A 24,185-nucleotide genomic window follows, 5' to 3' on the forward strand; every position below is an offset into this window, starting at 1 on the left:
GCCCGCCGATGCCTTCGGCGGGCGGACTCACTCGCCTACGCTGATCTTCAGGCCGGCAGCGATGGCGAATGGCGTGAGTGTCAATGCTAGCGCCGTCAGGCTCGCCAGCCACAATAAATGTCCGCTGCTGGGCAGTCCCTGCAGCGAAGCCTGCAGCGCCCCGCTACCGAGAATCAGCACCGGGATGTACAGCGGCAGGATCAGCAGCGCCAGCAACAGGCCGCCGCGCTTGAGGCCCACGGTCAAGGCCGCGCCGACGGCGCCGAGCAGGCTCAGCACCGGCGTACCGAGCAACAGGGAAAGCAGCAGCACCGGTATGCAACGGGCCGGCAGGCCCAGCATCAGCGCGAACAGCGGCGACATCAGGACCAGGGCCAGCCCGGAAAACAGCCAGTGTGCCAGCACCTTGGCCAGCACCAGAAGAGCCAGGGGGTGCGGCGAAAGGACCCACTGCTCCAGAGAACCGTCCTCGAAATCGCTGCGGAACAGCCCTTCCAGCGAGAGCAGCACGGCCAATAGCGCCGCCACCCAGACCAGGCCGGGCGACAAGGTTTGTAGCAATTGGCTTTCCGGCCCGACCGCCAGGGGGAACAGGGCGATGACGATGGCGAAGAACACCAGCGGGTTGGCCAGCTCCGCCGGTCGGCGGAACAGCAGGCGCGCCTCGCGCGCCAGAAGCAGGCTGAAGACGTTGCTCATGCCGGATCGCCCAGCGCCGGCTCGACCGTCGCGCCGCTGGCCGCCTTGAGCGCACCGAGGTCCAGCTCGCGGTAGCCGGCGGGCACCTGCTGCAGGCTGTGGTGGGTGGTCAGCACCACCATCCCGCCGCGCTGGCAATGCCCGGCCAGGTGCGCTTCCAGTTGCGCCACCCCCTGTTTGTCGAGGGCGGTGAAGGGTTCATCGAGGATCCACAAGGGCGGTGCGTCCAGGTACAGGCGGGCCAGCGCCACGCGGCGTTGCTGGCCGGCGGAAAGGGTGTGGCAGGGAACGTCCTCGAAGCCACGCAGGCCGACGTCGGCCAGGGCCTGCCAGATCGCCTCGCGGCTGGCCGGCTGGTGCAGCGCGCAGAGCCAGGTGAGGTTCTCCTCGGCGCTGAGCAGGCCCTTGATTCCCGCGGCGTGGCCGATCCACAGCAGGCTGCGGGCCAGTTCGCCGCGCTGTTCGGCGAGCGGCCGGCCGTTCAGGCGGACTTCCCCGGCGGTCGGCTGCATCAGTCCGGACAGCAGGCGCAGCAGGCTGGTCTTGCCGCTGCCGTTGGGACCCACCACCTGCAACATCTCGCCGGCGGCCAGGCGCAGGTCGAGGCGCTCGAACAGCATGCGCCAGTCGCGCTCGCAGGCGAGCCCGACGGTTTCCAGCAAGGGGCTGGCTGTGGGGACTTCAGCAGGATCGGACATCGAACAACATCGCCAAGCGTCTCTCCTCGTCGCGGCGCCGGAGGCCTTCACGGAACAGACCCTAAAGTCGGGATAAACACGGCCGCTATACTGGTGACGACGCGGCCAGCCTGTTTGACAGGCGCGGCATTATACACGCCCTTCCCCAGCCTCCGCAGGGTCGTTTAAGACAGGTTGTTACCCATGCCAGCCGAGATAGGCGCTTCCCCATCACTACCCCCGGTTTCCGCCCCGCGCCCGCTGCCGCCGGCGCAATCGCAGGGCAACGCCCAGGCCGACGCCGAGATGACCCTGAAGCTGGTGCAGACCCTGGCCGGCCTGCTGGGCGAAGGCGAGTCGGGCAAGGCCGAGGTGCTGGCGGTCAAGGAAGGCCTGGCGAACAATTTCCAGGTCCTGCTCAAGCTGACCCTGGCGAACAGCGGGCAGAGCCTGGTGGAAGTGCAGAGCAACCGGCCGCTGGTGCCGGGCAACCTGCTCAACGTCAGCGCCACCAGCAGCGCCAGCGTGGTTGCCACCCTGCTCGACAGCATGGCCGGCGCTGGCCCGCTGAGCAGCCTCGACCTGGAGCAACTGCCGCCCGGCACCCTGCTCCAGGGCAAGGTCCTGTCCAGCACCGCGCTGCCGGCGGACAAGGCCCAGCAGATGGTCTACCGGGTCCTGCTGAACCTGCTCAACACGCCGCTCGCCGGCAGCAAGCTGAGCCTCGACTCGCCCCAGGCGCTGCCGGTCGGCAGCCTGCTCACGGCGCTGGTGAAAAACAGCCAGCAGATCGACTTCCTGCCGCTCAGCGGACGCCTCGACCAGCTTGCGCTGGGCCAGCAACTGGCCGGGCAGAGCGCCCGCCAGGCTTCCCTGGAAGGCCTGTTCGCCGCCCTGCAGGGGCTGAACGGCCGCAACGACCTGCCGGACAGCCTGCGCCAGGCCGTGGAGCGCCTCTTCGCCGGCCTGCCGGAGGCGCAGAAGATGGGCGATTCCAAGCTGCTCGGCCAGGCCCTGCAGCAGAGCGGCCTGTTCCTCGAGGCGCGCCTGATGCAGGGCGCCACCGATCATCTCGGCCAGGACCTGAAGGCCAACCTGTTGCGCCTGTTCGCCCAGCTGTCGCCGCTGCCGCCGACCGGCGCCCAGGCGCCGGGCATGTTCGCCGGCAACACGGCGAACCTGGCCCAGGCGCTGCCGGCCTTTGTCCGCAACGCCCTGGGCAACCTGGGACAGAGCGCCAACAAGACCCAGGCACTGAACTTTCCCCTGCCGAGCAAGGTTCTCCAGCTGTTCGACGAGGACATGGAACTGGAGTCGCTGCTGCGCCTTGCCGCCGCGGCGATCTCCCGCCTGCAGACCCATCAGTTGTCGAGCCTGGCGCAGACCAGCACCCTGCCGGATGGCACCCAGCTGGCGACCTGGCAGATGGAGGTGCCCATGCGCCATCAGCACTCGGTGGTGCCGTTGCAGGTGAAGTTCCAGGAAGAACAGCGCAAGACCGGCGAAGAGGCCCGCGAAAGCCTCTGGCGCGTCGAACTGGCCTTCGACCTGGAGCCGCTGGGACCGCTGCACGCCCAGGCGACCCTGCTGCGCGGCAGCTTGTCCAGCCAGCTTTGGGCCGAGCGCGACGCGACCGCGCGGCTGGTCGAGCATGAACTCGGCCACCTGCGCCAACGCCTGCGCGACGCCGGTCTGACCGTTGGCGAGATCACCTGCCAACGCGGCCGCCCACCCCAGGGCCCGCGAGCGACCATCGAACAACGCTGGGTAGACGAAACCGCATGAACAGAAAGCAGTCACCCGCCCCGCGCCAGGCCATCGCCCTGAGCTACGACGGCCAGGCCGCGCCGACCCTTTCCGCCAAGGGCGACGCCGAACTGGCCGAGGCGATCCTGGCCATCGCCCGCGACTACGAGGTACCGATCTACGAGAACGCCGAGCTGGTCCGCCTGCTCGCCCGCCTGGAACTCGGCGACGCCATTCCGGAAGCGCTGTATCGCACCATCGCCGAGATCATCGCCTTCGCCTGGCACCTGAAAGGCAAGTGTCCCGAGGGATTCGCGCCGGACGCCGAGGATGGCAACCAGATGCTGCTGCTCGGCGGTCCCGGCGACTGAGCGGACCCGCCACACGTCGAAACCGAAGCGCCGGAACCGGAATCCGCGAGAGCGGTCCCAGCACAGTCCACCTGCCACTTCCCAGGCCGCCCATGCCCTCGCCAAGCCCCTTCCTCCTCGCCGCCCTGCTGCTTATCGCCAGCCATGTCCAGGCCGCCCCGGCCATCCTCGGCGACGAGGAAAAGGATGCAATCATCGATCGGCACCGGCTGACTCCGGAGTTCCGCATCAATCGGCAAGCCAAGGTACGCCATCACGAAGGAACCATCGACCGCGTGGTCCTGCTTCAGGATAGGGACCGCTTCACCTACCGAAGCTACCTTCGCGACGACCAGAAGGAGCCTGCCACCTTCTGGATCCTGGAGTTCGACGCACGCAGCGGGAAACGGCTGAGCGAACGCCAGACCGATGAGGACGACTATTGGCGTAGACGCGACGCCGACTCGCAACGGGCCGACAGCGGCGAAAGGAACCGATAGATAGCGCAACCGAAACCTTCGACGCGTCGTCCCGGTACAGCGGCTCAGGCGAAACCGCCGTTGACCCGCAGCACCTGGGAATTGACCCAGGCCCCGTCCGGCCCGGCGAGGAAGGACACCGCCGCGGCGATCTCGTCCGGTTCGCCGAGACGCTCCAGCGGCGCCAGCCTGGCGATCTGGTCGATCTGTTCGGCGCTCTTGCCGTTGAAGAACAGCTCGGTGGCCACCGGGCCGGGCGCCACCGCGTTGACCCTGATGTCCTGGCCGCGCAACTCGTTGGCCAGCACGTGCACCAGCCCCTCGACCCCGGACTTGGACGCGATGTACGGACCGTAGCTGGGCAGCGCCCGGGCAATCACGCTGGTGGACAGGGCGATGATCCGTCCGCCGCGCTCGACATGCCGGGCAGCCAGGCCGAGCACGATGAAGGCGCCGCGCAGGTTGGTGCGGATCACCCGGTCGAAGCCCTCCAGGTCGCCATCGGCGATCTTCAGGTAGGGCATCGTGCCGGCGCTGTTGACCACCACGTCGATGCGGCCGAAGGCGCCCCTGGTGGCTTCGAACAGCTTGTCCATGTCCTCCGCGCTGGCCACGTCGCCCTGCACGGCGATGGCCGCGCCGCCGGCGGCGACGATTTCGGCCACGATCTCGTCGGCCATGGCCTGGTTGCTGGCATAGTTGACCGCGACCGCGAAACCGTCGGCGGCCAGCCGCCGGGCAATGGCGCGACCGATGCCGCGGGAGGCGCCGGTGACGATGGCGGCTTGGGTGATGTCAGGCATGCTGGGACTCTCCTGGAATGAGCGTGGCAACAGCCACGCATCGACAAGAAAAGTCTAGAAGCCGGCTATTGGCGGATAAACAGCAGACAACCGTCATGACTATCCAGGATTTCCGGACAATACCGATACGCGGTCACGGCTTGCGCGCGATCCAGGCGTACTGCTGGCGCTTCTCCTCGCCCAGGCGCTGGCGTCGGCGATGACTGGCGAACGCATCGCCGGAACAGTAAGTGCAGACGGCGCTGGCTTCGATCTGCGCCGGCCCGACGCCGGCGGCCTGGAACAACTGGCGACAGAAGGCCACCAGGTCCAGCCAGGCGCCCTGCTCCGCCTGCCTTGGCTCGGGCGGAGCGAACCGGGGCGGCCGCTCGGGGAGCGGACGACGCTGGCTCCAGGGAGGCGCCGCGCCCTCCCAGAGGCGGCCGTGGCCGACCTGCAACGCCTCGATGAACCCGGCACTCACCTCGTAGCAGCAGGCTTTGATCCCGGGACCGATGGCGACCCGGATGTCCGCGCTGGCGACGCCGCGCGCATTGAAGCGCGCCACCGCCGCGCCGACGATACCGGCGACGAGCCCCTGCCAGCCGCCATGCAGGGCGGCCACCACCCGACCGTCGCGGCTGCTCATGAGAATCGGCAGGCAGTCCGCGGTGACCACCGCGACCGCCAACGGCCCTTCGCTGAAGACGCCGTCGGCGGCATGCCGTCCCGATTCCGACAGCGAGCGCGCGTCGACGATCTCGGCGCCATGCACCTGCCGGCAATGGAATATCCGCTCGGAGAGTGCCTGGCCGGCTTGCTGGAAGCCATGCTCGATGCCTTCGATCGCCTTGAGGATGTCGGCCTGGACGGTCATGCGCTGTCTCGCCATGGAAGGTTGGAAAACGACCTTACCGCATCTTCCCGGGAGCCGCCTCAGGCGATACCGCGCAGGAGGTCGGGACAGCCGCGATCACGCTTGATCAACGCGGCCAGGGCGACCTGGCCCAAAGGCCGGTCGGACACCGCGCCGATGCTCAGGCCATGGCCTCTGCTCCACTCGAACAACAGGCGCTTCTCGCGGCAATCGAGTTCGCCCACCAGCAGGAAGCGCCGGATGCTGCCGCTGCGTCCCAGCATCGCCAGCGTGCCCTTGCAGCCCTGGTCCAGGCGGAATCCGTCGTAGAGGAAATAGTCGTACGGGTAACCCTGGTCCAGGGAGCGCCGCAGCTCCCGTCGGTCCAGGCACAGGCTCAGGTGGAAGTAGCCGCAGCGGTTGAACAGCGCTCCGTACCTGAGCAGACGGCCGGGGTTGGCGCACAGCACCATGGCGCGCAGGGGTATTGCAGGCATCCTTGTGGCCTCCTGGAAACGTGCTGGTTGACCAGGACCGATTCTAGAAAGCGGCAGCCGCGCGATTAATAGGATTTTTCCTCTAAATGCCTACCTGTGATCCGAAGCTTCCTCCTGGCCCAGGTTACGCAGGACACGCTCGGCCTGGCGCCTCAACGGCTCGCGCAACTCCAGCGGCTGCCTGACCTCGAAGTCGAACGGCAGGCCGCACAGGCGCCGGGCGAACCAGTCCAGGTCGTCGGTGCTGGCGCGCAACAGCGTACCGCCATCGACCTCGGCGAGCAGACCGAGGGGCTCGCCGAGCACCGCGACCACCTGCTCCCTCGCAGCCCGCATCAGGATTTCCACCGGGTAGGCGCGCGGCATCCGGGCGAAGCTCTCCCGTAGGTGGCGGAGGGTATCGAAATCCGCCGGTCGCTCGAAGCGCTCCGCCAGCATGCGCGGCGCGTCCAGGCGATCGAGACGGAACGAGCGCAACGCCTGGCGCAGGTGGCAGAAACCGCTGACGTACCAGCAGCCGTTGCGATAGACCAGGCCGTAGGGATCGAGTTGGCGGAGGGTTTCGGCGCCCTGCGGGTCGCGATAGCGGAACTCGACCCGCGCACGGACCTGGGCGGCTTCGGCGAGGGTCGCCAGCGCCGCCACACTGGTTCCCGCCCGGGCGCGGGCCAGGTCCAGGCTGGCGGTCTCGCGGAGCGCCACGAGGCGCCGCCGCAGCGCATCGGGCATCACCCTGCTCAGCTTGGCCTGCGCACTTTCCAGGGCCAGCTCGCTTTCGCCCAGGCCGAGACTGCGCACCGCCAGCAGGCCGAGGGACACGGCCAGGGTTTCCTCCGCGCTGAACATCAGCGGCGGGAGCTTGAAACCGGCCACCAGGCGGTAACCGCCATGGCGTCCGCGCTCCGCCGAGATGGGAATGCCCAGCTCCTCGAGGGCGACGATATAGCGACGCAGCGTCCGTCCATCCACCTCCAGGCGCCTGGCCAGCTCGCTACCGCTGAGCTGGCCGTGGCTCTGCAGCAGTTCGAGCAGGGCGAGCACGCGCACCGTGGGCTTGGACATTTTTCGATCCACCGGAAAAATCAGGACCGAATATAGCCTATATCACCCCTACCCTGCGTTCAGCCCGGTTGCGATGCGCAACGCGCGTTACCTGAACGGAGATGGAAAATGGAACCTGTACTGTTTTATGGCGTACCCCACGGCTGTTCCTTCGGCTCGATCGTGGCCCTCGAGTGGCTCGGCCGCCCCTATCGCCTGTGTCGGATCGAGATGCCGCTGGAGACCGGCGAGCGCACCTACGTGCGCCTGAACCCGGCTCGCCAGACGCCTACCCTGCTCCTGGAGGACGGCCGCGCACTCAGCGAAAGCCTGGCCATTCTCCAGCACCTGGCGGCGCGCGACCTGTGCAGGAAGCTCGGCTATCCGCAGGGCAGCGCCGAGTTCGACGAACTGAACTTCGCCCTCGCCCTCCTGCATACCGAATGCCATTCGGCCTGGGGGACCCTGTTCTATCTGGAGGACGCCGACGCAACCACGACGGCAAGGGCGCTGGCGCGCGCGGCGCGAGCCTATGGCCGGATCGACAAGCTGCTCGGCGACCGCAAGTGGCTGGCCGGCGAAGGGCCGAGCGTGGCCGACGCCTACCTCGCGGGTACCGCTCGTTGGGGACGGGAGCTGGGCTACTTCGACCTGCAACACGACTTTCCGCGCCTACATCGACACCTGGAGAAGCTGGAGCAGGACCCGGCGGTGCGCTTCGCCCATGCCATCGAGGATCGCCTGCCGGCGCAGAGCTGCGGGGAGTTCAGGGGAGAGGTGACACTGGCAGAAGTGGCGAGCCGCCTGCTCGCCTGAAAAGCGCCAGCGCCGGGTCGGTGGCCGTCACTTGCCCTTGGCTTCGTGCAGGCGCGCCACCAGCTCGGCCTCGGCCTGCGACAGCCCGCAGGCCTGGGTCAGGTCTTCGGCGCTGGCGCCGAGCCCGACCAGGCGTGCGGCCTGGCTGAACGACAGCGTGGTCGGATCGCGCTGCTCCAGGCGCGCGACCCGGTCGGGAAGCGGCGCGAGTTGCTTGCCCAGGTCCTGCAAGGCCTCGCCCATGCGCACGTTGACCTGCTGGTAGGACTCGATGCGCTTGCTCAGTTCCTTGAGCCGGCGCTCGCGCGCCGCGCCCTCCTCCGCCTGCTGCGCTAGCGCAGCTTGCAGGCGGCGCAATTCACGGCGCAGCCACAGGCACGCCGCCGCCAGGCCGAGGCAGGCGGCGAGCGCCAGTGCCAGCGCGACGACCTCCATCTCAGCAGGCCCTCGTGTCGGTCGAACGCATCAGATGCTGCCCAGCTCCGACCATTCTTCCTCGGTCATCATCTTGTCCAGCTCGACCAGGATCAGCAGCTCGCCGTTCTTGTTGCAGACGCCCTGGATGAACTTGGCCGATTCTTCGTTACCGACGTTCGGCGCGGTCTCGATTTCCGACTGCTTCAGGTAGACCACCTCGGCGACGCTGTCGACCAGGATGCCGACCACCTGCTTGTCCGCCTCGATGATGACGATCCGCGTGTTGTCGCTGACCGGCGCAGGGTCCAGGCCGAAGCGCTGCCGGGTGTCGATCACCGTGACCACGTTGCCGCGCAGGTTGATGATGCCCAGCACGTAGCTCGGCGCGCCCGGCACCGGGGCGATCTCGGTGTAGCGCAGCACCTCCTGGACCTGCATCACGTTGATGCCGTAGCTCTCGTTGTCCAGGCGGAAGGTGACCCACTGCAGGATCGGATCTTCGGCGCTTTGCGCGGTGGCTTTGCTCATTCCCCTAACCTCTCGAAAACCGCCGCAAGCGGCGGAAGCTGTCTATCAATGGTCGCCGTGCAGGCGCTTGACGGCGCCGCTGGCGATCAGTTCGGCGAGCGCCGCCACATCCAGCAGCGCACACATGTGTTCGATGACCGTGCCGGCCAACCAGGGCCGCTGGCTACGCTGGCTGCGCCATTTCACCTCGGCCGGGTCGAGGCGGATCGAGCGGCTCACCTGGTGCACCGCCAGCCCCCACTCGTAGCCCTGGACCGAGATCACGTACTTGAGGCCGTCGCGATAGTCGTCGCGGTAGCGTTCGGGCATCACCCAGCGTGCGGTGTCCAGCACCTTCAGGTTGCCCGCCTGCGACGGCAGGATGCCGAGGAACCAGTCGGGCTGGCCGAACAACGGGGTCAGTTCCTGGTTCTCCAGCGGATAGATCGAGCCGAGGCACACCAGCGGCACCGCCAGGGTCAGCCCAGCGACGTCGAACAGCAGGCACTCGAAGGGCTCCGCCGCCCAGGCCGGACGACCGTCGTCGAGCAGCGGCAGGTCGAGCAGCGCCGGCTCGCTGGCGCTCGCCGGGGCGCTCGGCACGCGCAGTTCGATGACCTCGTGGGGCCGTGGCTCGACCGGCAGCTCGCGCAACGTCGTCGGTTCGTCGAGCAGGGCCGCCGGCGCCGGCGGAACCAGGCGCGCATCGCGGACCTGCTCCTCGAGCACCGCGGCCTCGAACTCGTCGAACCCGTGGTCGACCGGCAGCGTTTCCAGCGTCGGGGCCGGTGTCGCCACTTCGGCGACCGCCAGCGCCACAGGCTTCAACGGCGCGGGCGCAGGCGCTGGCGGCGTCTCGACGGGAGGTTCCAGGTCCTCGAAAGTGGCCTCCTGGAGCAACGCATCCAGGTAGGACTGCAAGGCCAGTTGCGAACGGGTGGCGGTGGCGGCGCTCATGTGGGTATTCCGCGACAGGGGTCTACAACGGTTATCGGCCGCACTCCGGTGCGGCTTGAATGCGCCTGTCGGCGCGGCGACCGGCGCGCCATCAGGCCACCCGGGTGGCCGGCTGCTGCGCCAGCAGATGCTTGAGCAAGGCGCGGTAGGCGATCACCCCGCGACTCTTGCCGTCGTGTTGCGACGGCGTGACCCCGGCCCGGCTGGCATCGCGCAGGCGGGTATCGATGGGAATGAACGCCTGCCACAGGTTGTCCGGGTAGTTCTCGTTGAGAATCCGCAGCGTGCTCAGCGAAGCCTGGGTCCGCCGATCGAACAGCGTAGGTACGATGGTATAGGGCAACGCCTGTTTGCGCGACCGGTTGATCATCGCCAGGGTGTTGACCATCCGCTCCAGCCCTTTCACCGCGAGGAACTCGGTCTGCACCGGAATCACCAGGTGCTGGCTGGCGGCCAGGGCATTGACCATCAGCACGCCGAGCAGCGGCGGGCTGTCGATGATCGCATGGTCGAAATCCTGCCAGAGCTGCGCCAGGCTTTTCGAGACCACCAGGCCGAGACCGCTCTTGCCCGGCGACTGGCGCTCCAGGGTGGCCAGCGCGGTACTCGACGGCAGCAGGGAGATGCGTTCGTTGCTGGTGCTGCGCAGCAGCGAGGCCGGCAGCCCCTCGGGGACGTTGCCCTGGTGCAGGAACAGGTCGAAGGCGCTGTGCTCGAGGGTGTCCGGATCATAGCCGAAATAGCTGGTCATCGAGCCGTGGGGGTCCAGGTCGACCACGACCACGCGCTTGCCGGCATCCGCCAGCAGGCCGGCCAGGGCGATGGACGAGGTGGTCTTGCCGACCCCTCCTTTCTGATTGGCGACTGCCCAGACTTTCATTGCTCTACTCTTCCTGGCATGGGTCCACCCGGTTGGGGCCGCACTACTGGCCAGTTCGGCCCCGGCGCCCGTACGCAAACCATGTTTCGCGCGCTCATGGCGAAGGCGACGGGGAATTGACGGTTGCCGGCGCGGGCGCCGGCGTACCGCCAGTATCTGCAGCTTGCGTGCCAGCTGCCGAGCCTGCGTGGCGGAGCGCCGAATCCGGCTGCGCCTTGCCGCTGCCGACCCCGCTGACGCTGCGCCGTACCTCCAGGTTGCGCGAGATCACCAGCACCACCCGGCGGTTCTTCGCCCGCCCTTCGGCGCTGGCATTGTCTGCCACCGGTTGAAATTCACCATAGCCCACCGCAGCCATCCGCGACGGCTCGACCCCATCGTTGCCGAGCAGGCGGACGATGCTCGCCGCCCGCGCCGCCGACAGTTCCCAGTTGGTGGGATAGCGCGGGCTATGGATCGGCACGTCGTCGGTGAAGCCCTCGACATGGATCGGGTTCTTGTAGGGCGCCAGGATCTTGGCGACCTTCTCGACGATATCGAAGGCGGCATCGTTGGGCAGCGCATCGCCGCTGGGAAACAGCAGGCTGGAATTGAGAGTGATCTCGATCCACAGCTCGTTGCCGCGCACGCTCAACTGGTCGGAGGCGATCAAGTCGCCGAAGGCATCGCGCACGCTGTCGGCGATCCGCTCCAGCGAGTCGGCGCTGGCCGCGTTGTCGCTGGGCTGCTCCTCGACGCTGGTGCGCTCCGGCTCGGTGGTGCGCGGCCGCTCGTCGCCGATGGGAATCGGCTTCAACGAGCGGTCGGGCTGGTTGAACACCCCGGTGAGGGTCTCCGAGAGGATCTTGTACTTGCCCTCGTTGATCGAGGAAATCGAATACATCACCACGAAGAAGGCGAACAACAGGGTGATGAAATCGGCATAGGAAACCAGCCAGCGTTCGTGGTTCTCGTGTTCCTCCTGGTGGCGACGGCGACGCTGCATGCTCGGCTCCGGTCAGTCCATGAAGCCTTGCAGCTTCAACTCGATGGAACGCGGGTTCTCGCCCTCGGCGATGGACAGCAGGCCCTCCAGGAGCATCTCGCGGTAGCGCGACTGGCGCAGCACCAGGGTTTTCAGCTTGTTGCCGATCGGCAGCAGGAGCAGGTTGGCGAAGCCGACGCCATAGATGGTGGCGACGAAGGCCACGGCGATGCCGCTGCCGAGCTGCGCCGGGTTGGCCAGGTTGCCCATCACATGGATCAGGCCCATTACCGCGCCGATGATGCCGATGGTCGGCGCATAGCCGCCCATGCTCTCGAACACCTTGGCGGCCTGCAGGTCGCGGCTTTCCTGGGTGAACAGGTCGACCTCGAGGATGCTGCGGATGACTTCTGGCTCGGCGCCGTCCACCAGCAGTTGCAGGCCCTTGCGCGCATAGGGATCGGGCTCCGCGTCGGCGATGCTCTCCAGGCCGAGCAGGCCTTCCTTGCGCGCGGTCATGCTCCAGGAGACGATCCGGTCGATTCCCCCGGAAAGATCCTCGCGCGGCGGGAAGAACACCCAGCCGAGCATGCCCAGGCCGCGCTTGAGCACGTTCACCGGGGTCTGCAACAGCGCCGCGGCCAGGGTGCCGCCGATCACGATCAGCGCCGCCGGACCGTTGAGCAGGGCCCCCGCGTGGCCGCCCTCGAGGAAGTTGCCGCCGACGATGGCGACGAACGCCAGGATGATCCCGACCAGGCTGAGCACATCCATCAGCGCGTCCCCTCGGCTCGGCGAAGGCGCGCGCAGGTCGTCACGTGGGTGGCCATCGAAGGCAGTCTCCTCATTCCTGCACGCACGCTTACTGGCACGCCTCGACCAGGTGCCGGCCGATGTCGTCGAGCCCGTACACCGCGTCCGCCAGGTTGGCCTTGACCACGGCCATCGGCATCCCGTAGATCACGCAACTGGCCTCGTCCTGCGCCCACACCTGGCTGCCGCCCTGCTTGAGCAGGCGCGCGCCCTCGCGTCCGTCGGCGCCCATGCCGGTGAGGACCACCGCCAGAACCTTGTCGTTGTAGGCCTTGGCCGCCGAGCCGAAGGTCACGTCGACGCAGGGCTTGTAGTTCAGGCGTTCGTCGCCGGGGAGGATGCGCACCGTGCCGCGGCCGTCGACCATCATCTGCTTGCCGCCCGGCGCCAGCAGCGCCAGGCCGGGACGCAGGATGTCGCCGTCCTCTGCTTCCTTGACGCTGATCCGGCACAGCTTGTCGAGGCGCTCGGCGAAAGCCTTGGTGAAGGCCGCCGGCATGTGCTGGATCAGCACCAGCGGCGCCGGGAAGTTGGCCGGCAACTGGGTCAGCACCCGCTGCAAGGCAACCGGACCACCGGTGGAGGTACCGATCGCGACCAGCCGGTAGGCCTTGCGCTTCGGCGCCGCCGAGGTCGACGCCGGGGCCGGCGACGCGCCGGCACTGGCACGCGCGCTCGCGCCGAGGCTGGAGGACGACGCCGGCGCATGGCTGGACGAGGTGGCCGAAGGCAGCGGCGGCAGGCTGATCGAGCGACGATTGCTACGGGCGATGGTCAGGACCTTCTCGCAAAGCAACTGGCGGACCTTGTCCGGGTTGCGCGAGATGTCCTCGAAATTTTTCGGCAGGTAGTCGACCGCTCCGGCGTCCAGCGCATCCAGGGTCACCCGCGCGCCCTCGTGGGTCAGCGAGGAGAACATCAGGACCGGGGTCGGGCAACGCTGCATGATGTTGCGTACCGCGGTGATGCCGTCCATCAGCGGCATCTCGTAATCCATGGTGATCACATCGGGTCTCAGGGCCAGCGCCTGCTCGATGGCCTCGCGGCCATTGGTGGCGGTGCCGACCACCTGGATCTGTCCATCGGCGGAGAGAATCTCCGAGACACGGCGGCGGAAGAACCCCGAATCGTCCACCACCAGGACTTTGACTGCCATAGCTACTCCTCAGAGGGCGACGCTCCTGCGCCGCCGGAAACCCATACGCGGCGTCAGATGCGCCGTGCGTAACGCTTGAGCATGCTCGGCACATCGAGGATCAGGGCGATGCGCCCGTCCCCGGTGATGGTGGCGCCCGCCATGCCGGGGGTGCCCTGCAACATCTTGCCGAGTGGCTTGATCACCACTTCTTCTTGTCCCACCAACTGGTCGACGACGAAACCGATGCGCTGGGTGCCGACCGACAGGATCACCACGTGCCCCTCGCCCTGCTCCTCGTGGGCCGCGCTCGGCACCAGCCAGCGCTTGAGGTAGAACAGCGGCAAGGCCTTGTCGCGGACGATCACCACTTCCTGGCCATCCACGACATTGGTGCGCGACAGGTCAAGATGGAAGATTTCGTTGACGTTGACCAGCGGGAAGGCGAACGCCTGGCTACCCAGCATCACCATAAGGGTAGGCATGATCGCCAGGGTCAGCGGCACCTTGATGACGATCTTCGAGCCGGACCCCTTCTGCGAGAACACGTTGACCGTGCCGTTGAGCTGGGAAATCTTGGTCTTCACCACGTCCATGCCGACGCCGCGGCCGGACACGTCGGAAATCTCGGTCTTGGTCGAGAAACCCGGGGCGAAGATCAGGTTGTAGCACTCCAGGTCGGTCAGGCGGTCCGCCGCGTCGCGCTCCAGCAGGCCTTTCTCCACCGCCTTGTTGCGCAGCACCTCGGCGTCCATGCCCTTGCCGTCGTCGGTGATCATCAGGAGGATGTGGTCGCCCTCCTGCTCCGCCGACAGCACCACCTGGCCGACCCGCGGCTTGCCGGCGGCCTCGCGCTCCTCCGGACTCTCGATGCCGTGGTCGACGGCGTTGCGCACCAGGTGCACCAGCGGATCGGCGAGGGCCTCGACCAGGTTCTTGTCGAGGTCGGTCTCTTCGCCCACCAGCTCCAGGTTGATCTCTTTCTTCATGTTCCGCGCCAGGTCGCGGACCAGACGCGGGAAGCGGCCGAAGACCTTCTTGATCGGCTGCATGCGGGTCTTCATCACCGACATCTGCAGGTCGCCGGTGACCACGTCGAGGTTGGCCACGGCCTTGGCCATGGCCTCGTCGCCGCTGTTCAGGCCCAGGCGCACCAGGCGGTTACGCACCAGCACCAGCTCGCCGACCATGTTCATGATCTCGTCGAGACGCGCCGTATCCACCCGCACGGTGGTCTCCGCCTCGCTCGCCGCCGGCCTGTCGGGCGCCGCCGGACGCGCGGCGGCGGCCTTGGCCGGAGCGACCGGTTTCGCCGCGGGACTCTTCGCCGCGATGTTCTTGGCTACCGCCGCAGCGGCCGCCACGGCTTCGGAGGCGCCGTTGAACTTGCCCTTGCCGTGCAGTTCGTCGAGCAGCGACTCGAACTCGTCGTCGCTGATCTCATCGCCGCCCGCGGCGGCCGGCGCCTTGCCCTGCTCCGCCGGCGCAGCCGCTGGAGCCGCGGCAGCCGGTGCGGCGGGTGTGCCGGCGGCTTCCGGGACATCGCCGAACTTGCCCTTGCCGTGCAGTTCGTCGAGCAGCGCCTCGAACTCGTCGTCGCTGATATCGTCACCAGCGGCAGCCGCGGCCGGCTCGACCGCCTCGGCGGGGACTTGCGCAGGCTCGGCCGAGACCGCCGGCGGGACGAACTTGCCCTTGCCGTGCAACTGGTCGAGCAACGCCTCGAACTCGGCGTCGCTGATCTCGTCGCCAGCGGGAGCCGCGGACGCTTCTGCAACGGCGGAGGCCGGCGCTTCGTCGCCCTGGAGAGCATCCAGCAACTGCTCGAACTCGTCGTCGGTGATATCGCTGGAGACACTCTGCGCGGGCGCTTCCGGCGGCGCCGCAGGCTCGGCTGGCGGAACGGCCGCCGGCGGCGCTTGCACAGGTTCCGCGGGCGCGGCGCCCTCAGGCTCGGCCAGGCGGGCAAGGGCCGCCAGCAGCTCGGGCGTCGCCGGGGTCGGTTCGGACTGCTCGCGCACCTGGTCGAACATCGCGTTGACCGTATCCAGCGCCTGCAGCACCACATCCATCAGTTCGGAGCTGACGCGCCGCTCGCCCTTGCGCAGGATATCGAAGACGTTTTCCGCAATGTGGCAGCATTCCACCAGCGCGTTCAGCTGGAGGAAGCCGGCACCGCCCTTGACCGTATGGAACCCACGGAAAATGGCATTGAGCAGGTCCATGTCGTCCGGCCGGCTCTCCAGCTCGACCAGTTGCTCGGACAATTGCTCGAGAATCTCGCCGGCCTCAACCAGGAAGTCCTGGAGGATTTCTTCATCGGCGTCGAAGCTCATTCGGCTGCTCCCAGAGACGTGTTACTCGAAAGGATCGGCAGGACCGCTGTCCTGCCGGAAATACCGGCCCGGCTTTCCGGACCGACTTCAGCCCGCCCGCCGGGATCACCGGCATGACGAAGGCTGTGCCGGCAGCCCGCGGATGCCAGCGTTCAATGCTTACTTAACGGCAGCGATGCCGCAGTCTTGAGCCGGGCGGGTCAGAAACCCAGGCTGGACAGCAGATCGTCCACGTCATCCTGCCCGGACACCACATCCTCTCGTTTTTCCGCGGCGACCTGCGGCCCCTCGCCCTTGGCCGAACGCTCCAGCGCGGCCTGGTGGCGCATGCTCACGTGGTCGTGCTCGATTCCGGCGTAACGGTCCACCTGGCCGGCCATCCAGACCAGCTTCACGAGGTTGCTCTCGACCTCGGTGACCAGCTTGGTGACACGCTTGATCACCTGGCCGGTCAGGTCCTGGTAATCCTGCGCCAGCAGGATGTCATTGAGCTGCGAGGACAACTGGCCAGCGTTCTCGCCGCTGCGCACGAGGAACTGTTCGATGCGCTTGGCCAGCTCGCGGAAGCCGTCGGCGTCGATTTCCCGGCGCATGAAGCGTTGCCACTCCTGGTGCAGCTCCCGCGAATCGTCGCCCAGTTGGTTGACCAGCGGGGCGCTCTGCTCCACCAGGTCCATGGTCCGGTTGGCGGCCTTCTCGGTCATTTCCACCACGTAGGAAAGACGATCGGTGGCATCGGCGATCTGCGACATTTCCTGCGCGTGGGGGGAATGCGGGTCGATCTGGAAATCGACAATGGCGTTGTGCAGTTCGCGGGTCAGCTTGCCCACTTCCTGGTAGAGGCCACGGTCCCTGGCCTGGCTGAGCTCCTGGATCAATTGCACCGCCTGCTGGAAGTGCCCCCGTTCGAGACAGTCCACCAGTTCGCGCGCGTGTTTTTTCAGGGTCGATTCGAATTCGTCGCCCGTGGAATCGTTACCAAGCACCATGACACCCTCTTGGCCGGCTTCAGCCGTTGACCCGCTCGAAAATCTTCTCGATCTTTTCCTTCAGGACCTGAGCGGTGAAGGGTTTGACCACATAGCCGTTGACCCCGGCCTGGGCCGCTTCGATGATCTGGTCGCGCTTGGCCTCGGCGGTGACCATCAGCACCGGCAGGTGCTTGAGGCGCTCGTCGGCGCGAACCGCGCGCAGCAGATCGATGCCGGTCATGCCCGGCATGTTCCAGTCGGTGACGAGAAAGTCGAAATTGCCGCTGTGCAGCATCGGCAGCGCCGTGGTGCCGTCGTCGGCCTCGGCGGTATTGGTGAAGCCCAAGTCCCGCAAGAGGTTCTTGATGATGCGTCTCATCGTGGAAAAGTCGTCCACGATGAGAATTTTCATGTTCTTGTCCAAGTAAACCTCCGTACAGACCAGAGCGCGCCCCAGGGGACGCGCCACACATTCTTTTGCGTTAACGGTTACAAGCTGCGGTCGAGGCCGGTTCAGGCCGACCGCCAATCGGCCAGGCGCGCACGCAAACGCGCGGCGCACTGGCTGTGCAACTGGCTGACCCGCGATTCGCTGACGCCCAGTACCTCGCCGATCTCCTTGAGGTTGAGTTCCTCGTCGTAATACAACGCCAGCACCAGGCGCTCGCGCTCCGGCAACTTGGCGATGGCATCCGCCAGGGCCGCCTGGAAACGTTCGTCGAGCAGGCCGTGGATCGGTTCGTTGTGACTGAGGCTGGTGTCTTCCGGCAATCCATGTTCGCCGTCCTGCAACAGGTCGTCGAAGCTGTACAGGCGGCTGCCCTGCGTGTCGCTGAGGATGCCGTAGTAATCTTCGAGGCTCAATTGGAGTTCGGCAGCAACTTCGTGATCTTTAGCGTCGCGTCCGGTTCTCGCCTCGATCGCGCGGATCGCGTCGGTCACCATGCGCGTGTTGCGGTGCACCGAACGAGGCGCCCAGTCGCCCTTGCGGACCTCGTCGAGCATGGCCCCGCGGATGCGGATGCCGGCATAGGTCTCGAAGCTGGCGCCCTTGCCGGCGTCGTATTTCTTCGCGGCCTCGAGCAGGCCGATCATGCCGGCCTGCATCAGGTCCTCCACCTGCACGCTGGCCGGCAGGCGGCCGAGCAGGTGATAGGCGATGCGCTTGACCAGTGGTGCGTAACGCTGGATCAGTTGCTCCTGGGAGTTCTGCGCTTGCGCCTTGCTATACATACGCACTCCAGAGGCCGCTGTCATACGGCCGAACCTGTCGCGGGGTGTTGGACCAGTCGTTCGACGAAGAACTCCAGGTGCCCGCGCGGGTTGGCCGGCAGCGGCCAGCTGTCGACCTTCTGCGCGACCGCCTTGAAGGCCAGGGACGCCTTCGAGCGGGGGAATGCCTCGTATACGGCTCGCTGTTTCTGCACGGCCTTGCGTACCGACTCGTCGTAAGGGATGACACCTACATACTGTAGTGCGACGTCGAGGAAACGGTCAGTGACCTTGGTCAGTTTGGCGAACAGGTTGCGTCCTTCCTGCGGGCTGTGGGCCATGTTGGCCAGGACCCGGAAGCGGGTCATGCCGTGGTCGCGGTTGAGCAGCTTGATCAGGGCGTAGGCATCGGTGATCGAGGTCGGCTCGTCGCAGACGACCAGCAGCACCTCCTGCGCGGCGCGGACGAAACTGACCACCGAATCGCCGATTCCGGCGGCAGTGTCGACGACCAGGACATCGAGGTTGTCGCTGATATCGCTGAACGCCTGGATCAGCCCCGCATGCTGCATCGGCGAGAGGTGCACCATGCTCTGCGTGCCGGAGGCCGCGGGAACGATGCGCACGCCACCGGGACCGAGGAGGAGGACATCGCGCAGTTCGCAGCGTCCCTCGATCACGTCGGCCAGGGTGCGCTTGGGCGTGAGTCCCAGCAGGACGTCGACGTTGGCCAGGCCGAGGTCGGCATCCAGCAGCATGACGCGACGGCCGAGATCGGCCAGAGCCAGTGCCAGGTTCACCGACACATTGGTCTTGCCGACGCCGCCCTTGCCGCCAGTTACTGCGATCACCTGTACGGGATGCATGCTACCCATCTGCTTCATACCTTGTGTTGTCGTCTTCCCGGAACGCCCCTTCCAGCGCTCTCCGGTATTGGCGGGAACGATGCGCCATCGCTCCCGGCCCGGCGGAAGCCACCTTCGCTTCCGTCACCCGCGCCACGCGCGGTTCTTCCCACGTCCTCAGCCGGCACGCCGCGCCGGTTGCTGGTAGAGCCCGGCGAACATCTCGGCCATGGCGTCCTCGCTGGGCTCTTCCGGTGCCTGCAGGCTCACCGCCCGGCTGACCAGTTGGTGACTGCGCGCCACCTGCAGGTCGTCCGGAATCCGCGGCCCATCCGCCAGATAGGCTACCGGGAGACGCTGGGCGATAGCCAGCGCCATCGATTCACCGAGGCTGCCCGCCTCGTCCAGCTTAGTCAGGATGCAACCCGCCAGCCCGCAGTGCCGATAGGTCTGGTAGGCCGACTTGAGCACCTGGCTCTGGCTGGTGGTGGCCATCACCAGGTAATTCTTCACGTTCAGGCTCGGCGACGCCAGTGCCTCGAGCTGCATGCGCAATGCCGGGTCGCTGGCCGGCAGGCCGGCGGTATCGATCAGCACCATGCGTTTGCGCGCCAGCGGCGCCAGGGCCTGGATCAGCGACTGGCCGGGATCGACCAGGGTCACCGGTACGTTGAGGATCCGACCGAGGGTCTTGATCTGCTCCTGGGCGCCGATCCGGTAGCTGTCCATGCTCACCAGCGCCAGGCTCTGGGCGCCGTACTTGAGGACGTAGCGCGCGGCCATCTTCGCCAGGGTGGTGGTCTTGCCGGCGCCTGCCGGGCCGACCAGGGCCAGTACGCCGCCCGCGTCGAGCGGGTCCTGCTCGGGGGTCTGCACGGCACGCGACAGGTGCGCCAACAGCATGCGCCAGGCCTGGCGCGTATCGCCCACCGCGGCGACCCGCTCCAGCAACGGCTTGCTCAGCTCCGCCGGCAAGCCCATGCGCTGCAGGCGCCGCCAGAGATTGGCCTGCTGCGGACGCTGGTGCTGCAACTGGCCCCAGGCGATGGAACCCAGTTGTACCTCGATCAGCTCGCGCAGGCCGTTCAGTTCGAAACGCATTGCCTCGAGGGTCTGGCCGCCCGCCTGGGGCTTGGCCTGCGCCGCCGTCATGGACTCGGCCAGGGACGGACGCGCCGGCTTCTCCTCGGCGAACAATTGACGGTCCTTGCGCTGGTTTTCCGCCGGACGCGCCGTCAATTCGGCGCGCGCCTCGGCGATCCGCGCCTGGGTCTTGCGCAGCTCCACTTCCAGCGCCGGGTTGGGCTTGCTCGGCGCCGGCGGGGCCTGGTAATCCAGCGCCGCGGTCAGCTCGATGCCGCCGGCGACCCGGCGGTTGCCGAGAATCGCGGCGTCCGGACCCAGTTCGTCGCGGACCAGTTTCATGGCCTGACGCATATCGGCGGCGAAGAAGCGTTTGACTTGCATTGCCCGAACCCCTCAGTTCAGTAGTCTTGCCGGCAACCTCAGGTTGCCCGGTGTGCCGGCCCTGGAGCCGGCGCAGCCCTCGTTCAGTTCTGCCCCACCGTCGCGACGATGGTGACTTGCTTGTTGTCCGGGATTTCCTGGTAGGCCAGCACATGCATGCTGGGCACCGCCATCCGCGCGAAGCGCGACATCATCGAGCGGATCGGTCCGGCAACCAGCAGGATCGCCGGCTTACCGAGCATCTCCTGGCGTTGCGCGCTCTCGATCAGCGAGCGTTGCAGCTTCTCGGCCATCCCCGGCTCCAGCAACATGCCGTCCTCGGAGCCTTGTCCGGCCTTCTGCATGCTGTTCAGCAAAATCTGTTCCAACCTCGGCTCGAGCGTGATCACAGGCAGCTCCGGCTCAAGCCCGACAATGCTTTGCACGATTGCGCGGGACAACGCGACGCGAACCGCGGCGACCATCGCGCCGGGATCTTGACTCCGTGGAGCGACGTTGGCGATGGCCTCGGCGATGGTACGGATGTCGCGCACCGGCACCTGCTCCTGGAGCAGCGCCTGCAGGACCTTGAGCAGGGTGGACAGGGAAATCAGCCCCGGCACCAGCTCTTCCGCCAGCTTCGGCGAGCTGCGCGCGAGCAATTGCAGGAGCTGCTGCACTTCTTCATGGCCCAGCAGCTCGTGGGCGTGCTTGTGCAGCACCTGGTTCAGGTGAGTGGCGACCACGGTGCTCGCATCCACCACGGTGTAGCCCAGCGACTGCGCCTGGTCGCGCTGGCCGGGCTCGATCCATACCGCCTCCAGGCCGAAGGCCGGGTCCTTGCCGGCGATGCCGTTGAGGCTGCCGAATACCTGGCCGGGGTTGATCGCCAGCTCGCGATCGGGATAGATCTCCGCTTCGGCCACGCTGACCCCCATCAGGGTCAGGCGGTAGGCGTTGGGCAGCAGGTCGAGGTTGTCGCGGATGTGCACCGAGGGCATCAGGAAGCCCAGCTCCTGGGACAGCTTCTTGCGTACGCCCTTGATCCGCGCCAGCAGTTGCCCGCCCTGGTTGCGGTCGACCAGCGGGATCAGCCGGTAGCCGACTTCCAGGCCGACCATGTCCACCGGGGTGACATCGTCCCAGCCCAGTTCCTTGACCTCCTGGGCACGCTGCGCCGGCAGCAGCTCCTGCTGGCGCTGTACCTCCTGCTCGGCGACCTGCTTGGCCTTGTTCTGCCGGTGCCAGATCCAGTAGGCAGCAGCGCCGGCCAGGGCGCCGAGGCCGATGAAGGAAACATGCGGCATGCCCGGCACGGCGCCCATGGCAATCAGGATCGCCGCGGAAATCGCCAGCGCCTTGGGCGAGGCGAACATCTGCCGGTTGACCTGCTGGCCCATGTCCTCGGAACTGGAGACCCGCGTCACCATGATCGCCGCCGCGGTCGACAGCAGCAGCGACGGCAGTTGTGCCACCAGGCCGTCACCAATGGTCAGCAGGGCGTAGACCTTGCCGGCGTCGCCGAAGGACATCGAATGCTGGATCATGCCGATGGCGACGCCGCCGATCAGGTTGATGAAGAGAATCAGCAGGCCGGCGATGGCGTCGCCGCGGACGAACTTGCTGGCACCGTCCATCGAACCGTAGAAGTCGGCCTCCTGGGCCACCTCGCTGCGGCGCTTCTTGGCTTCCTCCTGCTCGATCAGGCCGGCGTTGAGGTCGGCGTCGATGGCCATCTGCTTGCCGGGCATGGCATCCAGGGTGAAGCGCGCGCTGACTTCGGAAATCCGCCCGGCGCCCTTGGTCACCACCACGAAGTTGATGATCATGAGGATCGCGAACACCACCACCCCGACCACGTAGTTGCCGCCGATCACCACTTCGCCGAAGGCCTGGATCACCTTGCCCGCGGCGCCATGGCCGTCGTGGCCGTGGAGCAGCACCACGCGGGTCGAGGCAACGTTCAGCGCCAGGCGCAACAGGGTCGCCACCAGCAGGATGGTCGGGAACACGGCGAAGTCCAGCGGCCGCAGGGCGTACACGCAGACCAGCAGGACGACGATGGACAGGGCGATGTTGAAGGTGAACAGCACGTCCAGCAGGAATGGCGGGATCGGCAGGGTCATCATCGCCAGCATGGCCAGCAGCAGGACCGGCACGCCGAGGCTGCCGCGCCCCAGCCCCGCCAGGTTGCTGCGCACATTGCTGATCAGTTGCGTGCGATCCACTCTCGACTCCCCTGCCCTGCGTATGGCGCCCGTAGGTGGGCGCCGAACAAACTTTTGACGCCGGAATGCGCGTCGGGCGGGTCATTGCAGGAACCGTTCCAACTTTTCAATTCATTGATTGAAAAGGGTTTTCGCCAATCACCAACTACCGGAGGCGCCACCGCCGCCACTCGAGCCTCCGCCGCCGGAGAACGAGTCCGAAGACGAACTGGACGAACTGGACGAACTGGACGAACTCGACGACGAGGAACCCGATGAGCTAGCGTAATCGCCGCCGCGCCGACGCCCTCCCCCCGAGCCGCCGGCGCTGAAATTGCAACCGATGAGCAGCGGCAGGCAAGCGGCGGGCAGGATGATCAACGCCTCGATGCTGTTCAGCGGGTCGTCCACCAGCAACAGCAGGCACTCCAGGGCCAGGGTCAGCAGCAGGCCGAGCAGGCCCGGCAGGTAGGCCCAGCGCCGTCCTCTGCGCAGCCCCTGCCAGGCACCGGCCAGCATCAGCAGGGTCAGCCCCAGCGAAAGCGGCACGGCCAATCCGTAATGGAGCACCGGCAGGCCATAACGGCCGTAGGCCCAGAACAGCCCCAGCGCATAGAGCACAAGAATGGCGAAGAACCAGCGGGCACCGCGCGAATACTTGAGCAACGCGCCGAAGCCGACGCCCAGGACCGCCACCATCTCCGCCAGCGCCACCATCGCCCATGCTGGCCAGTGTCGCCCCAGCGCCAGCGCCGCAGCGAGCGCCACTACCGCACCCAGGGTCCAGTACCAGGCGCGCGGGCGTACCAGCAGCGCCACCCCGCCGAGAGCGCCGAGCAGGAATGCGATAGCCAGGGTCTGCCGTACCGCGCCGGGCTCCACCGGGTCGCGCGGCGGCGGCGGCAACGCCTCGCCGTCGATCAGTCGTACCAGGCGCTGCGCCGCCGCTTCCAGGCCGCCGGCGTAGTCTTGCTGACGGAACGCAGGGGTCATGTATTCGCGGATGATCCGCCCGGCATCGATGTCGGTGATCGTTCCTTCCAGGCCATAGCCGACTTCGATGCGCATGCGCCGGTCGTCCTTCGCCACCAGCACCAGGACGCCGTCATCGATCCCCTTGCGCCCCAGCTTCCACGCCTCGAAGACCCGCGTCGCATAGGCCTCGATGCTGTCCGGATAGGTGCTGGGCACCATCAGGATCGCTACCTGGGCACCCTTCCGGGCCTCCAGCGCGGCCAGCGAAGCTTCCAGGCGGGCACGCTCGGCGGCGTCGAGGGTCGCGGTAAGGTCGGTCACCCGCCGCGCCGGCGCCGGAACCTCCGCGGACTCGTAGCCCGCATCGCGCGCTGCCTCGGCCTCGGCGCCGACCGCCGATGCCTCCACGGCCTCCTCCTCGACATCGGACGCTGCCACCGCGACGGTGACCGGCACCGTCGCGGTGGCAACGGAGGGAATCGCGGCGGCGCAGAGCAGCATGCCGAACAGCCGAAGCATGGCGAGATAACGCGTGATTGCAGACATCCTTGTCTCCGAATGAAATGAATGGGAACCC

The 24,185-nt window shown here is 67.2% G+C and carries 25 protein-coding genes; 4 read left to right on the forward strand and 21 right to left on the reverse strand.

Going from position 1 to position 24,185, the window contains the following annotated elements:
* Positions 1-27: 27 nt before the first annotated feature.
* Both ccmB and ccmA read right to left on the reverse strand, forming a co-directional pair.
* The gene (ccmB, locus tag HMPREF2581_RS23010) at positions 28-699 is read right to left on the reverse strand and encodes a heme exporter protein CcmB (protein WP_003083130.1); all 672 of its coding nucleotides are present in this window, start codon (positions 697-699) and stop codon (positions 28-30) included.
* Positions 696-1,397, reverse strand: a complete 702-nt coding sequence (gene ccmA, locus HMPREF2581_RS23015) for a cytochrome c biogenesis heme-transporting ATPase CcmA (protein ID WP_003140265.1) — start codon at positions 1,395-1,397, stop codon at positions 696-698. The genes ccmB and ccmA overlap by 4 nt, the downstream gene beginning before the upstream one ends.
* A 285-nt stretch (positions 1,398-1,682) precedes the next feature.
* Here ccmA and HMPREF2581_RS23020 point away from each other — a divergent pair, with 285 nt between their 5' ends.
* The 3 genes from HMPREF2581_RS23020 (at position 1,683) to HMPREF2581_RS23030 (ending at position 3,972) form a co-directional block, all read left to right on the forward strand.
* The gene (locus HMPREF2581_RS23020; protein WP_003111333.1) at positions 1,683-3,161 is read left to right on the forward strand and encodes a flagellar hook-length control protein FliK; all 1,479 of its coding nucleotides are present in this window, start codon (positions 1,683-1,685) and stop codon (positions 3,159-3,161) included.
* On the forward strand, positions 3,158-3,493 hold the full coding sequence (locus HMPREF2581_RS23025; protein WP_003111332.1) for an EscU/YscU/HrcU family type III secretion system export apparatus switch protein: 336 nt from the start codon (positions 3,158-3,160) through the stop codon (positions 3,491-3,493). The genes HMPREF2581_RS23020 and HMPREF2581_RS23025 overlap by 4 nt, the downstream gene beginning before the upstream one ends.
* Before the next feature lie 92 nt (positions 3,494-3,585).
* The gene (locus tag HMPREF2581_RS23030) at positions 3,586-3,972 is read left to right on the forward strand and encodes a hypothetical protein (RefSeq protein WP_003111331.1); all 387 of its coding nucleotides are present in this window, start codon (positions 3,586-3,588) and stop codon (positions 3,970-3,972) included.
* 44 nt (positions 3,973-4,016) lie between these two features.
* Here the strand turns inward: HMPREF2581_RS23030 and HMPREF2581_RS23035 are convergent, their stop codons facing one another.
* The 4 genes from HMPREF2581_RS23035 to HMPREF2581_RS23050 form a co-directional block, all read right to left on the reverse strand.
* A complete protein-coding gene (locus HMPREF2581_RS23035) occupies positions 4,017-4,754 on the reverse strand; it encodes an SDR family oxidoreductase (RefSeq protein WP_003111330.1) in 738 nt (245 codons plus the stop codon).
* Between the two features lie 133 nt (positions 4,755-4,887).
* Positions 4,888-5,610, reverse strand: a complete 723-nt coding sequence (locus tag HMPREF2581_RS23040) for a purine nucleoside phosphorylase YfiH/LACC1 family protein (protein WP_003087130.1) — start codon at positions 5,608-5,610, stop codon at positions 4,888-4,890.
* Between the two features lie 59 nt (positions 5,611-5,669).
* The gene (locus HMPREF2581_RS23045; RefSeq protein WP_003087127.1) at positions 5,670-6,086 is read right to left on the reverse strand and encodes a hypothetical protein; all 417 of its coding nucleotides are present in this window, start codon (positions 6,084-6,086) and stop codon (positions 5,670-5,672) included.
* Between the two features lie 90 nt (positions 6,087-6,176).
* Positions 6,177-7,148, reverse strand: a complete 972-nt coding sequence (locus HMPREF2581_RS23050; protein WP_003140266.1) for a helix-turn-helix transcriptional regulator — start codon at positions 7,146-7,148, stop codon at positions 6,177-6,179.
* Positions 7,149-7,256: 108 nt separating this feature from the next.
* Here HMPREF2581_RS23050 and HMPREF2581_RS23055 point away from each other — a divergent pair, with 108 nt between their 5' ends.
* Positions 7,257-7,943 (forward strand): glutathione S-transferase family protein, encoded by a 687-nt coding sequence (locus HMPREF2581_RS23055; RefSeq protein ID WP_003111328.1) that lies wholly within the window; start codon positions 7,257-7,259, stop codon positions 7,941-7,943.
* A 27-nt stretch (positions 7,944-7,970) separates the two neighbouring features.
* Here the strand turns inward: HMPREF2581_RS23055 and HMPREF2581_RS23060 are convergent, their stop codons facing one another.
* From HMPREF2581_RS23060 to HMPREF2581_RS23130, 15 genes are all read right to left on the reverse strand, one after another.
* Positions 7,971-8,378 (reverse strand): DUF2802 domain-containing protein, encoded by a 408-nt coding sequence (locus HMPREF2581_RS23060; protein ID WP_003083101.1) that lies wholly within the window; start codon positions 8,376-8,378, stop codon positions 7,971-7,973.
* Between the two features lie 30 nt (positions 8,379-8,408).
* Positions 8,409-8,888, reverse strand: coding sequence for a chemotaxis protein CheW (locus tag HMPREF2581_RS23065; protein WP_003083098.1), 480 nt, complete (start codon positions 8,886-8,888; stop codon positions 8,409-8,411).
* Between the two features lie 45 nt (positions 8,889-8,933).
* Positions 8,934-9,824: a CheW domain-containing protein gene (locus HMPREF2581_RS23070; RefSeq protein WP_003111327.1), complete on the reverse strand. Its 891-nt coding sequence runs from the start codon at positions 9,822-9,824 to the stop codon at positions 8,934-8,936.
* Positions 9,825-9,915: 91 nt separating this feature from the next.
* On the reverse strand, positions 9,916-10,704 hold the full coding sequence (locus HMPREF2581_RS23075) for a ParA family protein (protein ID WP_003083092.1): 789 nt from the start codon (positions 10,702-10,704) through the stop codon (positions 9,916-9,918).
* Between the two features lie 94 nt (positions 10,705-10,798).
* Positions 10,799-11,689 carry a flagellar motor protein MotD gene (gene motD / locus HMPREF2581_RS23080; protein ID WP_003083090.1) on the reverse strand — a complete coding sequence of 297 codons (891 nt, stop codon included), beginning with the start codon at positions 11,687-11,689 and terminating at the stop codon, positions 10,799-10,801.
* A gap of 12 nt (positions 11,690-11,701) precedes the next feature.
* Positions 11,702-12,442 carry a flagellar motor protein gene (locus HMPREF2581_RS23085; protein WP_003083089.1) on the reverse strand — a complete coding sequence of 247 codons (741 nt, stop codon included), beginning with the start codon at positions 12,440-12,442 and terminating at the stop codon, positions 11,702-11,704.
* Between the two features lie 88 nt (positions 12,443-12,530).
* Complete coding sequence (locus HMPREF2581_RS23090) at positions 12,531-13,637, reverse strand: protein-glutamate methylesterase/protein-glutamine glutaminase (protein ID WP_003087115.1); 1,107 nt, start codon at positions 13,635-13,637, stop codon at positions 12,531-12,533.
* Between the two features lie 53 nt (positions 13,638-13,690).
* Positions 13,691-15,952 (reverse strand): chemotaxis protein CheA, encoded by a 2,262-nt coding sequence (locus tag HMPREF2581_RS23095; protein WP_011666718.1) that lies wholly within the window; start codon positions 15,950-15,952, stop codon positions 13,691-13,693.
* Positions 15,953-16,152: 200 nt separating this feature from the next.
* A complete protein-coding gene (locus tag HMPREF2581_RS23100) occupies positions 16,153-16,941 on the reverse strand; it encodes a protein phosphatase CheZ (RefSeq protein WP_003083075.1) in 789 nt (262 codons plus the stop codon).
* 19 nt (positions 16,942-16,960) lie between these two features.
* Positions 16,961-17,335 (reverse strand): chemotaxis response regulator CheY, encoded by a 375-nt coding sequence (locus tag HMPREF2581_RS23105; protein WP_003083073.1) that lies wholly within the window; start codon positions 17,333-17,335, stop codon positions 16,961-16,963.
* A 101-nt stretch (positions 17,336-17,436) separates the two neighbouring features.
* Positions 17,437-18,180 (reverse strand): RNA polymerase sigma factor FliA, encoded by a 744-nt coding sequence (gene fliA / locus HMPREF2581_RS23110; RefSeq protein WP_003083070.1) that lies wholly within the window; start codon positions 18,178-18,180, stop codon positions 17,437-17,439.
* Entirely contained in the window at positions 18,177-19,019 is an 843-nt protein-coding gene (gene fleN / locus HMPREF2581_RS23115) for a flagellar synthesis regulator FleN (protein ID WP_003083064.1), read from the reverse strand. The genes fliA and fleN overlap by 4 nt, the downstream gene beginning before the upstream one ends.
* 138 nt (positions 19,020-19,157) lie before the next feature.
* A complete protein-coding gene (gene flhF / locus HMPREF2581_RS23120; RefSeq protein ID WP_003087102.1) occupies positions 19,158-20,447 on the reverse strand; it encodes a flagellar biosynthesis GTPase FlhF in 1,290 nt (429 codons plus the stop codon).
* An 83-nt stretch (positions 20,448-20,530) separates the two neighbouring features.
* Entirely contained in the window at positions 20,531-22,654 is a 2,124-nt protein-coding gene (gene flhA / locus HMPREF2581_RS23125; protein ID WP_003083059.1) for a flagellar biosynthesis protein FlhA, read from the reverse strand.
* Between the two features lie 138 nt (positions 22,655-22,792).
* Positions 22,793-24,154 carry a TPM domain-containing protein gene (locus HMPREF2581_RS23130; protein ID WP_003140275.1) on the reverse strand — a complete coding sequence of 454 codons (1,362 nt, stop codon included), beginning with the start codon at positions 24,152-24,154 and terminating at the stop codon, positions 22,793-22,795.
* Positions 24,155-24,185 lie beyond the last annotated feature (31 nt).

Origin of the sequence: Pseudomonas sp. HMSC057H01, assembly GCF_001836405.1 — a bacterium.
In the GTDB taxonomy this organism is placed as follows: domain Bacteria; phylum Pseudomonadota; class Gammaproteobacteria; order Pseudomonadales; family Pseudomonadaceae; genus Pseudomonas; species Pseudomonas aeruginosa.